Source organism: Rhodopirellula sp. P2, assembly GCF_028768465.1.
In the GTDB taxonomy this organism is placed as follows: domain Bacteria; phylum Planctomycetota; class Planctomycetia; order Pirellulales; family Pirellulaceae; genus Rhodopirellula.
Genome location: NZ_CP118225.1, coordinates 4,868,677 through 4,884,553, shown reverse-complemented (window position 1 = coordinate 4,884,553; position 15,877 = coordinate 4,868,677). Strand labels below are relative to the sequence as shown.

Here is a 15,877-nt window from a genome sequence, read left to right as displayed (position 1 = left end):
TTTGTGAGCCGCCTTGGCGTTAGCCACGGTTCCCACGTTGAACCGGCGCGAACGTTGGCCTGCGGAAGCTAGGACCGCCGATTTGGGGCTTTGTAATCTTGGTCTCGTCGCTGCTACCCAGGGCGTTGCCCTGGGCTGTCGTAGGGCTGCCCCGTTGGGGCGAAGTCCTGCAGCAGAAAATTCGTGCAACAGAACTTGTTCAAAGCAATTCGCTCCACAAACCCAGACATTCCTGCGTACCTGCTTCGCTTGTGCCGTGTCGCTAAGCACTGCCAAGCAGATGAGCACCGATCGCGGAGAGCAGCAGTGCGCCGGGGACGATGGCGATGGCGGTCCAAACCAAATAACGTTTTGCGGAGACCCCGCCAGCTGCCGCGACCCCGGCGGTCAGGTGAGCACCCACGCCAGGGATTTGACGACCGAGAACGAGGAACCAGGGGCTTCCAGCGGGCCAACGGGACAACCATGTCGGCATCTTCTTTCGCGAGTCTTCGGCGGATTCCACACCGGTCAACAAACGAATGGTGAAGAACTCCAAGAGCGAACCGAGGAACCATCCCAGCCAACCAAGGAAGACGGCAAAGGGGTAGGAGTACAAACCTCCGTTGGCGATCACGATCACATCGGAGGGAACCGGTGCAGCCGCGACCACGGCGTGCAGGGGCACGGTGACGACGGGTGCGATCCAGCCAAGGCGTTGATGCATCTCTCGCAGGTCATTGCCACTGGTTTGAAATGCGAACCAGCATCCGACCAGCAACACAACTGGCAGTGCCACACGAAGGATGCGTTTCCAGAGCGGCGCTGGATCGTCGGAGGTTTGTGCTTCGCTGGGATCGCTGGTGTTCATGAGCTCAGCCCAACAGCTTTTCGCAGCGTTTTTCGGACACCTTCACGGCGGTGCCGAGGGGCTGAGCGAATTGGCTGACGCGGAGTTCTTCGATCAGCCACCGAAATTCGCTGGTGCATTGCGACTTGGGATCGCGGCGATCTTCCGGCAAACCATTCATCCATCGTTGCCACAAGCGAGCGATCAATTGCCGGCTGTCCGCGTCTCGCGAAGCTGCACTACCGGCCTTGTCGAGTCGGTAGGCAACGCCATTGAGATAGCGAGGCAGGTGTTGAAGGTGTTGCCATGGTGTCCACTGGACAAACTGGTCCGCCACCAGCCATTCGATTTGCTGCATCACGTCGGTGCGAACCTCGTTCATTTTGGAGGAACTGGACTCCTCCCATTGGCAACGCATGGCGTGATACGCGTCGGTCAATTTGCCAAGCCAGACGGCGATGTCTTGCGTGGCTTCACCGATTCGCTGCGGCGCCATTTGGATGCGTTCGTCAAACTCAGCTCGCTTTCGAACCACCGGCAGCTTGCGACCAGGTTGGCTTTCGACCAAGGCGACGCGAACGATCAGGTCGGCCAGGGCGGGCTCAATCACCGTGGAGGAGATGATTGGCGCCAGTTTGATCTTGGCTTCCGCGAGAGCGGGCAAGTGGCGGACCTGGGCACGCAGGTCTTTCCGGCAAGCAATCGCGAAAAGCCGCATCATGCCCAGACGGGTTGCATCTTCCGCGGTTGATTCGTCGGAGAACAACTTGGTCGAGACCGAGTCGCCTTGATCGACCAGACCGGGATACTGGGCAACCTGAACGCCGCCGCGTTTGCGAACGACCTCGCGAGGCAACGCGTCCAGTTCAAAGGTTGTCATTTTCTCGCGTGACCAATCCGCTTCTGGGCCACCGGCCGCGGCCGCGACTTCTGCATCGTCGATCACCCGCGAGCCAAGCTTGGCTTTGACTGCGTCCACTCCGCGTGTTTTCTCAATCACGTTGCCGGTGTCGTCGACGACGTTGACAAGGAACTGCAGATGAGGTTCGAGCTTTTCGTCTTGGAAATCGGACGCCACGACCCGGACTTCTGCGTGACGGGTCAATGCCTCGCACAAAGTTGGCATGAAGGGCACTTTGTCGCGATGCTGCGAAATTTCTGCCACGACTCGGGCAGCAACATCAGCGGCGGGAACCAAGTTTCGACGCAATCGTTTGGGCAACGATTTAATCATCGCAATGACCTTGGGTTCCAGCAAACCGGGGACCAGCCAACCAAGTGCATCGTCGCTGACTTGCGGGAGCGCGGCCTCGTGGATGGTCAGGTGAACCCCGTCGTCCTCGGCACCTGGACGGAAGTGATACTGCAATGGCAAGCGAGATGAACCGGCGGCCAGTTCGTCGGGGTACGCGTCCTCAGCGATCGCAACCGAGTCGACGGACACAATGTCTTGCGGACGCAGATAAGGCGTCGTCTCGGAATCTTCTTCGTCGGGATCGGCGGGGGGAGGATCGGCCAACCAAGCAGCCAGTGCAACGTCATCATTCAGTTTGGAGGCCCAAGCCGGCGTCGGGCTTTGGCGGTCGAACTTTTCCAGCCGCGGCCGATCGCAGACGTCTTCGGGCAATCGCGAAGCGTAAAATGACAGCAGGGAATAGTCGTCGACCACTAAATCACGGCGGCGAGTTTTCGCCGCGAGCTTTTCAATCGATTCAATCAAACGTCGGTTGTGACGAACAAATTTCGCGGTCGTTGGCAATTCGTTCTCGACCAATCCATGGCGAATCAACAAATCCCGCGAGGTGGCCGGATCGATGGGCGCCAGGGGGACTCGCCGGCGAACGACGACAGGCAAACCGAACAACGATTGACGCTGGTAGCAGAACGCTCCGCCGCTTTTGCGGCTCCAGTGCGGATCGCTGTAAGAGGCCTTCAACAGATGCGGTGCAACGGCCTCGATCCATCCGGGTTGGATCTTGGCACAGGTCCGAGCGTATTGCTTGGCGGTTTCGACCAATTCGGCAGCCACAATCCACTTGGGTTTCGCTTCGAAGATTCCGCTGCCTGGCCAGAGGAACAACTTCAGTCCGCCGGCACCGGTGTACTCGTTTTTGTCACCGGCCATCGCGATCCCGGAAAGCAAACCGGTCATCAGGGCTTGATGGACCAAGGCATACTTGTCCGAGTCGACAATGGGTTGTTCGTGGTCGGCTTTGGCGGGATCCAGGTCGGCGTAACGAATCTTGCCCACCGAACTTTGCGGCGTGGATGATTTACTTTTCGAGCGGCGACGTTTGGCTTCGCCAATCGAGGCTGACATTTCTTTGAGTTGGCGATAGACGTCCGACCACTCTCGCATCCGAGTCGGCGACAAAAAGTTTTTTCGCAGGATCCGCGTGAGCTTTCCACGGCTGTGTTCGCTCCGCATCGTGTCGTAGAACCGCCACAATCTCAGCAGCGAAAGGAAGTCACTCTCAGGATCCTTGAACGCGGAGTGAGCCTCGTCGGCCGCCGCTCGTTTTTCCGGTGGTCGATCACGAGGATCGGGATTTTCCATCGCTGCGGCAATGGGCAAGACTTCCGGCAGCACGCCCATCTCTTTCGCTGCGATCAGGATGCGCCCGACGCGAGGGTCGACGGGCAGGTGTCCGAGTTGCCAGCCGATTTCGGTCAGCTCCTTTTCTTCGTCGATCGCACCGAGTTCGTGCAGTGTCCGCATGCCTTCGCGGATGGCTTCGGCACGGGGCGGATCGATCAGCGGGAATTCTTCCAGACGACCGAGACGCAGCGTTTTGCTTTGCAGGACGACGCTGGCCAAGTTTGTGCGGCGAATTTCAGGTGTCGTGAAGGCGTCGCGGGTTTCAAAGTCTTCGACGCTGTAGAGACGCACGCAGATGCCTGGGCCGACGCGTCCGCAACGACCGGAACGCTGGTTGGCACTGGCGCGGCTGATCGCCTCGACGGGCAGACGCTGGACTTTGGTTCGTGCGCTGTAGCGACTGATGCGAGCGGTTCCGGAATCGATCACGTATCGGATTCCCGGAACCGTCAGCGATGACTCGGCCACGTTGGTTGCGAAGATGATGCGGCGTTTGTTGCCGCTGGGGTGAAAGATCGCTTGTTGTTGCGATTGCGGCAGCCGCGCGTACAACGGCAACAGCTCCACTCGGTTGGTCAGTCCCATTCGCTTGTAGTGTCCAGCGACCTGGTGGCTGACTTCGCGAATGTCACGTTCGGTGGGCAAGAACACCAGCGTGTCTCCGCTGCCGTCGCGCGAAAGCGAATCGAGCCCGCCGATCACGTGTCGCGAAAGATCGTAGTGCCGACCGTCGATTTCGGCTTCTTGGCCGGCGACGTCTTCCCATGGCAGGTAACGCAGTTCGACCGGGTAACCGCGACCTTCGACTTGCAGAATCGGGGCCGGAATGACGTTGGCGTCGTTGTCTGGATCGCTGGCAGCTTCTTCGGTGTAGGTGCCAAAGTGTTCTGCGAAGCGTTCCGCATCGATGGTGGCCGACGTGATGATGACTTTGAGTTCTGGGCGGCGATCGATCAGTTGCCGCAGATACCCCATCAAGAAATCAATGTTGAGCGAACGCTCGTGGGCTTCATCGATGATGATCGCGCTGTAGTTGCGAAGCTCGCGGTCGCTTCGGGTTTCGGCCAGCAGGATCCCGTCGGTCATCAGTTTGATCTTGGTGCGATCGCTGGTTTGATCGCCAAAGCGAACCTGGTACCCGATCGCCCCACCAAGTTTGGTTTCGGTTTCCTCCGCCAGTCGAGTCGCGATGCTGCGAGCGGCCAAACGTCTGGGTTGGGTGTGCCCGATCATGCCGTGTTCGCCCATTCCCGCATCGAGCAGCATCTTGGGAAGCTGCGTGCTTTTGCCGCTGCCCGTTTCGCCGCAGACGACCAGGACTTGATGTTCGGCGAGCAACTCGACGATCTCGTCGCGATGCGCCGTGATCGGCAACTCGGCCGGGTATTCGATTTTGATCGGTGGATCGGCCGGGCGAGAATCCGAGCTTGCCTGATCAGGTTCGCTCGAACCCGTTTCCGTCGATGCCAGGTCGACGGGGGGGAGTTCGGCGTCGCTGGGCAGCGAGGGACTGTGGGGCTTCAGCGGGCTACTTGGTTTCTGATTCACGTTGTTCGATCGATCGGGCGACTCGGTCCATCAATTCCTCGATGAAGCGTTCTCGTTCTTCGGGAGAAAGAATGTGTTCGCGTTTGGTGGTGCGAACAATCACCCTTTTGAGTGACATCGCCGGGCCGCTGGTCCAAGTCGACGAGGGAACGGCTTCGGTGATGTCGGTGTAGGCGATTTGGTAACAGATCAGTCCGCACCGAATCGAGAGAGCATCGTCCAGCAACGTGTAGCGGCACGGGATCGTGAACACTCCCGTCACGGCTGCGATCGTTGCGGCCAAAAGGATCATCGTGCTGGCTTCGTCCGCGCGGCCTTCCTTCAACATGTAGGCGGCGAAGGCGATGGCGAGGAAGATCGGGGCAAGCAGCAGAACGAGCAGCCATCGATCGACGGCGGATGGGTAGACGCGCGGGGCAGTGTTTCTCATTCGAGCAGTTTACCAGCCGCGGGCGTTTTGTTGACCGGAGGCAAGCTTGCTCGGATTGTTGGCTGAGAGAGCGAGTTCCACCTGAAAGTTCGGGCTGATTCCCCCAAAAATCGCCAATTTGGGGACAACTTCACAAAAATCGCCAGAATTTTGTAACGAACCGCAATCTCGCCACAATTGCGAGTGAGACCGCAATGCCCGCCATTAAAATCTGTTCATGACCGATCCCCCCCGTCCCGCCGCGAAACGCCTGGCCGCTGAATCAGCGGAGGAGCACTTTGTGCAGCTGGTGACGGAGCATCAGCCTCGGATTGGCGCGTACATCCAGTCATTGATGGGCGATGCGAATCGGGCAGCGGACGTGCTGCAGGAGACGAATTTGGTGCTTTGGCGACGCAAGGCGGACTACCAAGTTGGCAAGCCGTTCTTGCCATGGGCGTTCGGAATCGCTCGCTTGCAGGTGCTCTCGAACTTGCGAGACAAGCGGCGGGCTCCCTCGCTGCTCGACGCCGATGTCGCCGAGTTGGTCTCGACCGAAGTCGAAACGGAGGCCGAACGCTTGCACGAAATTCAATCGGCTCTTTCCGAGTGTCTGAATTCCTTGCCCGAGAAACGGCGGCAATTGATCCAAGACCGATACTTCGAATCACAAACGATCGACCAAATCGCTAATTCAATGAGTCAAGGAAGCTCGAATGTTCGCGTGACGTTGATGCGAGTCCGCCGGCAATTGGCGGAATGCATTGAACGACGCTTGGCAACCGGAGGTGCCTCATGAGTGCATCCAAATCAATCGAAGAATTGCTGCTGGCTAGCGAAGAAGGAACGCTCAGATCCGACGAACGCGAGCAGCTGAACGAATTGTTGCGGCGCGACCCCGATTCGCGAGCGAAGTTTGCTCGTTGGCAAATGACAACCCTCGCGTTGCAAGACGGAGCACCACCGCAGTGGAAAAGCGAACCAAAGGTTGAAGTGGCGGAAGCGAAACGCACAAATTGGTCCGAGCGACAAATTTACCGGTGGGTGATCGCGTCTGCGGCGGCGCTGTTGATCGCGGTCACGTTCCGATGGGTTCAGCTCGAAACTCGTCCTGCCAGTCCGGTTTTCGATACCGCAATCGCGAAGGTTCGGGTTTCGGCGGATGAACCCACGTCGTCGGGCATCGCCGTGGTCACTCAGTTGGTCAACGCGAAAGACGCGATCATTCAAGGCGTTGGTGAATCAGCCTCAAAATCGCTCAGTATCAATGCGGCTCTGAATCCTGGTTCGGTTCGTTTGGAATCAGGTTGGGCGCAGATCGAATTTTTGAACGGTGCGACCGTCGTTTTGCACGGCCCCGCGGAAATGGAACTGGTGTCTGCCGCTGAAGCGATCATGCATCGCGGACGCATTCGCGCCGAGGTGCCTCCCGCGGCCCGAGGGTTTGTGGTGCGAACCGATGACATGAAGGTTGTGGACCTGGGGACTGAGTTTGGGTTGGAGGTTTCCGCAGAAGGTTCGAATGTACAAGTTTTTGACGGTGAAGTTGAATTGCAGGTCGATGAAGATCAGCCGCAGTTGGTGGCCGCGGGCAAATCGTTGCAGCGGCGCAGTGGGGCGGGCGTCGGGTTGGTTGATTCCCCGATGACTCCCGATCGTTTCGTCGACGCGGCAGCGTTGCAACGGCTCGCAGAAACCCAACAACACGAACGGTATGAACGATGGCGAGAAGCCAGCCAACGTCTGCGTCGCGACCCGCGAATGATTGCCTACTTCGCAATGGATTCGCCCTTGAAAGGTCAGCGTTTTCTGTCAAACGACAGCGTTCCTCGCAAGCCAGACCTGGACGGTGCGATCGTTGGTGCCGCTGTGACGAGGGGACGTTGGGACGCCAAGCCGGCGTTGCAGTTCAAACGCCCTGGCGATCGAGTGCGTGTGAACGTTCCCGGTGAATTTGGTTCGTTGACGATGGCGACTTGGGTCCGCATCGACAGTCTAGACCGTTGGTACAACTCGCTGTTTTTGACGGACAGCTATCAGCTTGGCGAGCCGCACTGGCAAATACTCGACACCGGCCAAATTCACTTTTCGGTGCGAGCGTCCACGGCCGCAGATGAAGATCAACCCAACGTCGGACCGCCGCACCACGTCGCACTGTCCCCCTCGTTTTGGGACCCATCGCTCAGCGGCCAATGGTTGCACCTGGCGGTGGTCTACGACGTCGATGCTGGCACGACCACGCATTATCTGAATGGGGATGTTCTCAGTGTCGACAACATTCCCGACCATCAACTCGTTCGCACCACTCGAATTGGAATGGCGTCGATCGGGAACTGGTCCACTCCGTTGGAACCCGACGAACATTTTGCCATTCGAAATCTGAACGGCAGCATGGACGAGCTGGCGATCTTCGCCGCTGCTCTTTCTCCCACTGAAATCAAGGAAATGGTTGAACATGGCAAACCGTGACTCATGGATGCGATTCATTCGCGCATCATTCTCAGCTCTATTGGTCGGCGGTGGTCTGTTTGCGGCGGGCGGTGGCACGATCGTGCGCGCCCAAGATGCTGTCCATCCCGCCGGGGATGCGAACCACTCCGCCGAAGACATCGAGCGTTTGTTCACACTGAAGGTCATGCCACTGCTGACTGAAAAGTGCTTGGGTTGTCACGGCACCGACGCCGACAACATCAAGGGCGACTATGACGTTCGCACTCGCGAGGCGTTGTTGCGTGGCGGCGAATCCGAAGAAGCGGCAATCATTCCTGGCAACGCCGAAGACAGCCCGTTCTTTTGGGCCGTCAATTGGGACGGTTTGGAAATGCCTCCGAAGGAGAACGATCGGCTGAACGAGGCCCAAATTGAAATCGTTCGGATGTGGATCGATGCTGGTGCGCCCTGGCCGAGCGAAGAACGGCAAAAGGAGATTCGTCAGGAAGAATCCATGGTCGCCGAGAATGAAGACGGCGTTCTGATGGCAACCAGCGGCGGACAAGGCGATGAGTGGACCTATCGGCGTTACAACAAGGACGAGGTGTGGGCGTTCCTGCCTCGCCAAACCGAGTTTGAACACAACAGCGTCGATGCGTTCGTCAATGCCAAGTTGGATGAGAATGGTTTGGAATCGGCACCCGAGGCCGATCCCAGCACGTTGATTCGACGTGTCTACTTCGACATGTTGGGTTTGCCTCCCACACCCACTGAAAAACGAGAGTTTTTGTCGGCGTGGGAGCAGGATTCCGAGGCGGCCTGGAGCAATTTGATTGAGGAATTGCTCGCCAGCCCTCACTACGGGGAACGTTGGGGCCAGCACTGGTTGGACGTGGTTCGCTACGCCGACACGGGAGGGTTTTCAAACGATTACGAACGTTCCAATGCGTGGCGCTATCGCGACTACGTCATCCGCAGTTTGAACGAAGACAAGCCGTACAACGAGTTCATCGTCGAGCAGATTGCAGGTGATGAACTGCACGCGGACAAGCCGGTGGATGATCCCGATCGCATTGAAGCTCTGATCGCAACGGGATTCTTGCGGATGGGCCCCTGGGACACCGCCATGGTGCCGCTCGAAGAAGCCCGCCAGATTCTGCGAGACGACATGGTGCATAGCATTGGCCAGTCATTCCTTTCGATGCCGATGCGTTGTTGCAAGTGTCACGACCACAAATTCGATCCCGTGCCAACGCAGGATTACTACCGAATGTACTCGGCTGTCTCAACGGCTCAGCCCGTGGAGGCCGAAGCACCCTTCTTGGCAGAAGAGAATTTGGCTGGGTTTGAAGAAGGAAAGCAGCAAACCCAGGCCCTCTATGAATACGCCAAAACGCGTGCGGATCGATTGACTCGCCAGCGTGAAGAGGCGGCCCGTGAGTGGTACAAGGAACACGGCAAGGAGTACAAAAACCTGAACGCTCGCAAGGATGATTCCGATGACGAGAAACCACCTCGTGCGGTGGGTTTGAGCGAGATGGAACAAGGCCGATTGAAGGTCCGTGAGCAAGACGTTTGGATTTGGAACCGCCGCTTGGAACGCTATCAACCGATGGTCCAGACCGTCGTCAACGCGCAAGACACCTGGATGAACGCTCGCAAGTTGCGGGCCCCCGGCAAGATCAATCAGGATTGGCGTCCGGAGTCGTTCATTTTCAACGGTGGTTCATTGGCCGCCCCAGGCGATCGCGTGACACCGGGTGTGCTGAGCGGTTGCAATCTGCCCGTCGAGGGTGCTCCGGAAACCGATCCGTATGCGTTGCCGGACACGCTCAATGGACGCCGCCTGGCGCTCGCGAAATGGATTGCTCATCCGGACAACCCGATGAGCACCCGATCGATCGTCAACCGGATTTGGCAACATCACTTTGGCCGAGGCATTGTTGCCACGCCCAATAACTTTGGTGTCAAAGGTGCCACGCCCACACATCCGGAATTGCTGGACTGGATGGCCGACACGTTTGTGAAGAACGGATGGTCGATCAAGTCGATGCATCGCTTGATCCTGCAATCAGATGCGTATCGTCGAAGTGCCGAGCATCCTGAGGCAGGCAAGGATTTGGACAACACTTGGTTCGCACGCTATTCACCACGACGGATGACGGCGGAAGAGGTTCGCGACAGTTTGTTGGCTGTGACGGGTGAGTTGAATCCTGTGATCGGTGGTTTGCCCGCTCGGCCGGAGATCAACATGGAAGTCGCGTTGGAACCGCGGATGATTCAGTTCTCGATCGCGCCCGCGTACCAACCCTCGCGGACGCCGGAAGAACGCAATCGACGATCGATCTACTCGTATCGTGTTCGTGGGCAAGCCGATCCGTTTTTGGAGGTGTTGAACAAACCCAACCCGAACGATTCGGCGGATGTACGCGATGCGGCCTCGGTTTCGCCTCAAGCGTTCACATTGTTGAACAGTGACGTGATGAGTGACCGATCGATTGCCATGTCGGTGCGATTGCAACGCGAGTCCGATCAGTTGACCGATCGCATCAACCGAGCGTTTGAGTTGACGTTGGGGCGGCAGCCCACCAAGGACCAAATGCAGCGTATGAAGCGATACGTGCAAGACATGACCGAATACCATTCGCAAATCAAACCAAAGCCGCGAACCTATCCCACCGAGATCACACGGTCGTTGGTCGAAGAGTTTTCAGGTCGCCCGTTCGAGTACACCGAATGGTTGCCTTCATTCGATGACTATCAAAGCGATTTGAAACCCTGGGAAGTCGATGCGAAAACGCGAGCGATCGCGGACATGTGTTTGGTGTTGTTCAACGCCAACGAATTTGTGTTCATCGATTGACCGGTGGTATGCTGCAAATTGAGCGATCACAAGCCCTCTCAACGCCGAAAACGGTGTTGAGGTGGGCTTTTTTTGATTCTGTGGTCGCGAAGACCTGTCGGATGAGGCAACTGGTTGGCAATTGGCACTGGACGTGCTGGTAATCTGGTTTGGACATTTGCAACTGACACTCATTGATGGATTCGCATGGTGACTTCTTCCACTGAACTGGTTTCTGCCGACCACGCTGAGTTTGCGTGCATCTGCGAATGCCAATCGATTGATCGTGATGCAGTCGTTGAACTTCATCGTGGATTCTTCAGCGATCAACCGTCGCTTCCCTCGAAGTACTTTTACGACCAATCTGGTTCGGAATTGTTCGACGAGATTTGCGAGTTGGACGAGTACTACCCGACTCGGACGGAAGCTTCGATCATGGGAGCTTGTGTCGATGCCATGGTGGAGGCGATTGGGCCCGCCGGTCGTTTGATCGAATACGGCAGCGGCAGCAGTTTGAAGACACGCTTGCTGCTCGAACACATGCACGCTGACGTGACTTACGTGCCCGTCGATATCTCGGGTGACTACCTGGAACAAGTTGCGGAAAAGCTCCGTCTGGAGTTCCCTCGTCGCCGGATCGCTCCGATCGCAGCGGACTTCACTCGTCCATTTCAACTTCCGAGTTCGAGGGCACGTCAGGCGCGCGACGTGGTCTATTTCCCTGGATCAACGATCGGGAATTTTGGGCCTGCATTCGCCGCGTCCTTGCTTTCGCAAATGCGGAACCAAGTTGGAACGGGCGGCGGATTGTTGATCGGGTTTGATCTGCAGAAGGACCCTGCCGTTTTGGAAGCCGCTTATGATGATCGTCGTGGGATCACCGCGTTGTTCAACTTGAACTTGTTGCGTCATCTCAATCGCGTCGCCGGCGGAGACTTTGACTTGAAAGGGTACCGGCACATCGCGCTCTACAACGACCGCGACCATCGGATTGAAATGCATCTCGAAAGTTGTCACGAGCAATCGGTCACGCTGGCCGGTCGCACGCGGACGCTGTCCAAATCGGAACGTATTTTGACAGAGCTTTCCCACAAATACACGATCGACGGCTTCACTGAGATGGCGGCGGCAAGCGGCTGGCAGCGAGAGCAAATTTGGACGGATACGAACGAGTACTTCGCCGTGGGAATGTTCCGCTCGTGAGTGACTGCATCCTGGAGGATTACCGCTGCGTTCGCGATCATTCGCGAGAAATCTGTGCGCCGTTGGAAGCGGAGGACTATGTCATTCAGTCGATGCCGGATGTCTCGCCGACACGTTGGCATTTGGCCCACACGACTTGGTTCTTCGAAACGTTTTGCCTAAAAAAACTGCCGGAATACCAACCGGAGCAACCAGCGTTTGAGGTGTTGTTCAATTCGTATTACAACACCGTCGGTGAGCAATTCCCTCGCGAACGCCGCGGTCTGCTCTCTCGCCCAACGGTGGCCGAGGTTTGGCGTTATCGGGAACAGGTCGACGAAGCGATGGTCGAGCTTCTGGCTCGCCCGGATCGAGAGTCCATTGTTTCCGATGAGGTGTTGCGGACCGGACTGAAACACGAACAACAGCATCAAGAATTGATGTTGGCAGATCTGCTGCATGTGTTCTCGTGCAACCCGCTGCATCCTGTCTATCGCGTCGACGCGGTGACAGATTGCGATCCGGCGGAGCGGTTGCGTTGGATTGATTCAGCCTCAGAACGTGTTGAAACCATCGGTTTTGACGAATCAACGCAGGGGACCTTTTGTTTCGACAATGAGTTGCCTCGCCATCGAGCCTTGCTGTCACCCCATGCGATCGCGAATCGCTTGGTCACCAATGGCGAGTATCTGGAGTTCATCGAAGACGGTGGCTACGAGGATCCGTCGTATTGGCTTGCGGCTGGTTGGTCGACGGTCCAGTCGGATGGTTGGCGTGCCCCGTTGTATTGGCATCTGGGTGAGGAGGGCTGGTACCAATTCACACTGGCGGGATTGCGACCCGTTGACGAGAACGCTCCGGTTTGTCACGTCAGTTACTTTGAAGCCGATGCGTATGCGAGATGGTCGGGATGCCGGTTGCCGACTGAGTTTGAATGGGAGGTTGCCGTTCGTGATTCGGGCAATGGGCTCCTCGATGCATTTGGAACGCGTTGGCAATGGACGGCGTCGGACTACGCGCCGTATCCCAAGTACTCTGCGCCGGAGGGCGCGATCGGTGAGTACAACGGGAAGTTCATGTGCGGGCAGAAAGTCCTCCGCGGGAGTTCCGTTGCCACACCAGAAGGTCACGCACGATTGACCTATCGAAATTTCTTCCCACCCTCCATGCGTTGGCAATTCTGCGGCATTCGCTTGGCCACGGATTTGGAATGAACGAGGGGCAGAGTAGAACGTTTGTCCCCAAATGTTTGCGTGGTCGGCTGGATGACGTCGAGCTGCGTGGCGCGAATGCGTGAGAGTGGTGCTGCTTATTGGGCCCGACGCTGACGGCCCTCCTCCGGAAATCTCGCTGAACGCTCTCTTTCCGACTCCTCCCGCTGCCCCGGAGGGGGGCTCAAGACGCTACTGGCACAGTTTCATTCGTTCGGTCAGCGTGCATCGCTCCGGATGGAACGCTCGTTCTTAGCTCGGGGCGGAAGCCCCGAGAATGTTAAGGAAGCACGAAAGGTCGCCCCGGAAGGGGCCGTCGTGTCGGTGCGATCTGAATCCTTGCTGGCGCGTCGGGTTACCGTTTGGTGGAGGTCGACAGGATTGGAAGCCAATCGTACGGGAGTCTGCGGCTAGCTTTTCGGTTGGTTGTTTTTCCGGTCGACCCATTGGTGACTCGACGCTCGGTAGAGACTGTGTTTGCCGAGTTTGGTAGCGATCTGGTCGCTCAACGCATCCACTTTCGAGGACGCGTCTTCCCCTGATTCTTCGCCGAACAGATTCATCTGCTTGGGCGCATCGCCATCGGTCAAACCACCCAAGGAGATGCCCAGCAATCGGACGCTGCGTGGCTCCCGCGACCGCATCTCCAACAGCAACGTTTCCGAGACCTGGAGGATTTCGAGCGTGCTATCGGTGGGCGAGGAGAGCTTGCGAGCACGGCTGAAGGTTTGGAAATCTTCGCGGCGGTATTTCAACGTGATCGTCGATGCCAACCGGCGGGCTCGGCGCAGGCGACGTGCCGTTTGCTCGGACAAGTAGCTGACGACGGCATGGAGCGATTCGATGTCGGAGATGTCTTCCGCAAACGTTCGCTCGTGGCCGATGCCTTTGGCCAAGTGATCCACCACCACCTGCCGACCATCGATGCCGTTGGCCAGATTCCACAGATGTTCGCCCCATCGCCCCAGTTGAGACTTCAACGCGTCGGGGTCTTTGACACGCAAATCCGAGATCGTGCGGTATCCCAGGCGTTGCAATTTGGATTGCCCGACCTTGCCCACACCCCACAATCGAGAGACCGGGAGGGGATCCAAGAAGGCACGCACGCCATCCGCTGGCACCTCGACGAATCCGTTCGGTTTTCCAATGTCGCTGGCAATCTTGGCGACAAACTTCAGGGGGGCGATCCCAACACTGGCGGGCAGGTCCAATTCCCGCCGGATCGTCTCGCGAATCTGGATGCCGATTTCGCGAGGTGATCCGTGCAATCGAATCGTTCCCGAAACGTCCAGGAACGCTTCGTCGAGTGACAAGGGTTGGACGACCGGTGTGAAGCGGTGAAAGATCTCGCGGACCTCACGGCCGACGGCAGCGTAGTGATCCAAGCGTCCTCGAATGAAATCTGCGTGCGGACAAAGCTTGATCGCGCGGCTGCCCGGCATCGCGGAGTGAATGCCATATTCGCGAGCTTCGTAGGAGGCTGCGGTCACCACGCCGCGACCTTCGACGCCGCCGACCACCACCGGGCGACCACGAAGTTCTGGTCGGTCGCGTTGTTCGATCGAAGCGTAGAAAGCATCCATGTCGACATGCAAGATCATGGCTTGCGATCGTCGTTGGTGGATTGGGAGTCCGACGAACCAGGAATTCCGAGTGGTCCGGTCTCATCCATCGCAACCAATTGCTGGTCTCGTTTGGCAACGTTGCTGGATTGACGCTTGGTCCACGCCGGGGCCATCTGCCTGGCGACGGTCACCGACAGCTCGGGTTCGAAAGCGTGTTGTTTCAACACGGTCAAGGAATCCTCGAGCGGTCGCGTGTCTCGGACGATCCAGTTTTGTACGCCATCGACGGTCAAGAAGAACGGCGACCGATGATGCCCGTGTTCCATGACGGTTGGCAAAGCCGGACGCATGATCAACGACATGGTCAACTGAACCGGTGAATCGTCTTGCGACGGCTCGGTTGGTTCAGGGCGGTACCAAGTGAAAATGGCCGCGGCAAACAGAGGGGAGTCCTGGGCCGCGGTGAAGTTGACTTCCGTGCCCGCCGTTTTTCCCCAGTAGGATGGTTCCCGAAAACCAGTCATGGGCACGACGCATCGGTGAGATTGCACGGCGGACTTCCAAGGCCACTTTTCTAGATTTTCGACACGAGCGTTGGTCAGCGGTCGGCGTTGGGTTTGGGGTGTCTTGCCAAAGGGAACCAATCCGAATGTCATGGGAAGAATTTCGTTGGCGCCGGATCGATTGACCGCGACCGTGGGCGCTGGATTGCCAGGGAAGATCTCTTCGGTGAATTCCATTTGCCGGGGCGGGGCGGCGTCGAGCGATCGAGCCAGCTGGGCAAGATTGGTTTGGAGGTTGAACCGATTGCACATCCTTCACCTCAACAACACGTTCCGAAAGGAAGCAAACAGAACGCTCGTTCCATTGGTCTTCTGGGCAGAGGCCCGAGTGCCTCCAGAGCAATTTAGCGTGCTTGAACGGTCAGATGGCGTTCGACCGCAAATGATGCTCGGGACGCTGACAACGCATGCAAAAGCAAACCAATGCGTGCCGGAGAACATCAATTGCCGCTGGCGGCAGCGGCTGTGGTTCCAAACGGGCTCGCATCGATTTCTCGGCGGCAGACCAGGCAATTGCCTATCAAACCCGTTGCATCACGGAGGGTGGATGACGGGACTCGAACCCGCGACCTTCGGAATCACAATCCGACGTTCTAACCAACTGAACTACAACCACCGTGTTGGAGCAGGGAATTTATCGATGTGATCTCGCGGGGTCAATCCCGTAGCGACACTCTGGTTCCCAGTTCTGGCAGAGAA

At 57.7% G+C, this 15,877-nt stretch carries 10 protein-coding genes and 1 tRNA gene; 5 read left to right on the top strand and 6 right to left on the bottom strand.

Features of this window, described 5'->3' with window-relative positions:
• Positions 1–262: 262 nt before the first annotated feature.
• Genes PSR62_RS17325 through PSR62_RS17315 form a run of 3 tightly spaced genes read right to left on the bottom strand, consistent with a single transcriptional unit; the run spans position 263 to position 5,406 of the window.
• Positions 263–850 (bottom strand): TVP38/TMEM64 family protein, encoded by a 588-nt coding sequence (locus PSR62_RS17325; protein ID WP_274404262.1) that lies wholly within the window; start codon positions 848–850, stop codon positions 263–265.
• A 4-nt stretch (positions 851–854) separates the two neighbouring features.
• Positions 855–4,976, bottom strand: a complete 4,122-nt coding sequence (hrpA, locus tag PSR62_RS17320; protein WP_274404261.1) for an ATP-dependent RNA helicase HrpA — start codon at positions 4,974–4,976, stop codon at positions 855–857.
• Positions 4,957–5,406, bottom strand: coding sequence for a PH domain-containing protein (locus PSR62_RS17315; protein WP_274404260.1), 450 nt, complete (start codon positions 5,404–5,406; stop codon positions 4,957–4,959). Before PSR62_RS17315 ends, hrpA begins: the two co-directional genes overlap by 20 nt.
• Before the next feature lie 217 nt (positions 5,407–5,623).
• Here PSR62_RS17315 and PSR62_RS17310 point away from each other — a divergent pair, with 217 nt between their 5' ends.
• From PSR62_RS17310 to egtB, 5 genes are all read left to right on the top strand, one after another.
• On the top strand, positions 5,624–6,184 hold the full coding sequence (locus PSR62_RS17310) for a sigma-70 family RNA polymerase sigma factor (RefSeq protein WP_274404259.1): 561 nt from the start codon (positions 5,624–5,626) through the stop codon (positions 6,182–6,184).
• Positions 6,181–7,854, top strand: a complete 1,674-nt coding sequence (locus PSR62_RS17305) for a LamG-like jellyroll fold domain-containing protein (RefSeq protein WP_274404258.1) — start codon at positions 6,181–6,183, stop codon at positions 7,852–7,854. Before PSR62_RS17310 ends, PSR62_RS17305 begins: the two co-directional genes overlap by 4 nt.
• Positions 7,841–10,678, top strand: a complete 2,838-nt coding sequence (locus tag PSR62_RS17300; RefSeq protein ID WP_274404257.1) for a PSD1 and planctomycete cytochrome C domain-containing protein — start codon at positions 7,841–7,843, stop codon at positions 10,676–10,678. The genes PSR62_RS17305 and PSR62_RS17300 overlap by 14 nt, the downstream gene beginning before the upstream one ends.
• Before the next feature lie 186 nt (positions 10,679–10,864).
• Positions 10,865–11,860 carry an L-histidine N(alpha)-methyltransferase gene (gene egtD, locus PSR62_RS17295; RefSeq protein WP_274404256.1) on the top strand — a complete coding sequence of 332 codons (996 nt, stop codon included), beginning with the start codon at positions 10,865–10,867 and terminating at the stop codon, positions 11,858–11,860.
• Positions 11,857–13,053 (top strand): ergothioneine biosynthesis protein EgtB, encoded by a 1,197-nt coding sequence (gene egtB, locus PSR62_RS17290; protein ID WP_274404255.1) that lies wholly within the window; start codon positions 11,857–11,859, stop codon positions 13,051–13,053. Before egtD ends, egtB begins: the two co-directional genes overlap by 4 nt.
• A gap of 407 nt (positions 13,054–13,460) precedes the next feature.
• On the opposite strand, the gene dinB is transcribed toward egtB, so the two are convergent.
• The 3 genes from dinB to PSR62_RS17275 form a co-directional block, all read right to left on the bottom strand.
• On the bottom strand, positions 13,461–14,651 hold the full coding sequence (gene dinB, locus PSR62_RS17285) for a DNA polymerase IV (protein ID WP_274404254.1): 1,191 nt from the start codon (positions 14,649–14,651) through the stop codon (positions 13,461–13,463).
• Positions 14,648–15,430, bottom strand: coding sequence for an SOS response-associated peptidase (locus tag PSR62_RS17280; RefSeq protein WP_274404253.1), 783 nt, complete (start codon positions 15,428–15,430; stop codon positions 14,648–14,650). Before PSR62_RS17280 ends, dinB begins: the two co-directional genes overlap by 4 nt.
• A gap of 290 nt (positions 15,431–15,720) precedes the next feature.
• Positions 15,721–15,794, bottom strand: a tRNA-His gene (locus PSR62_RS17275).
• Positions 15,795–15,877: the final 83 nt, after the last annotated feature.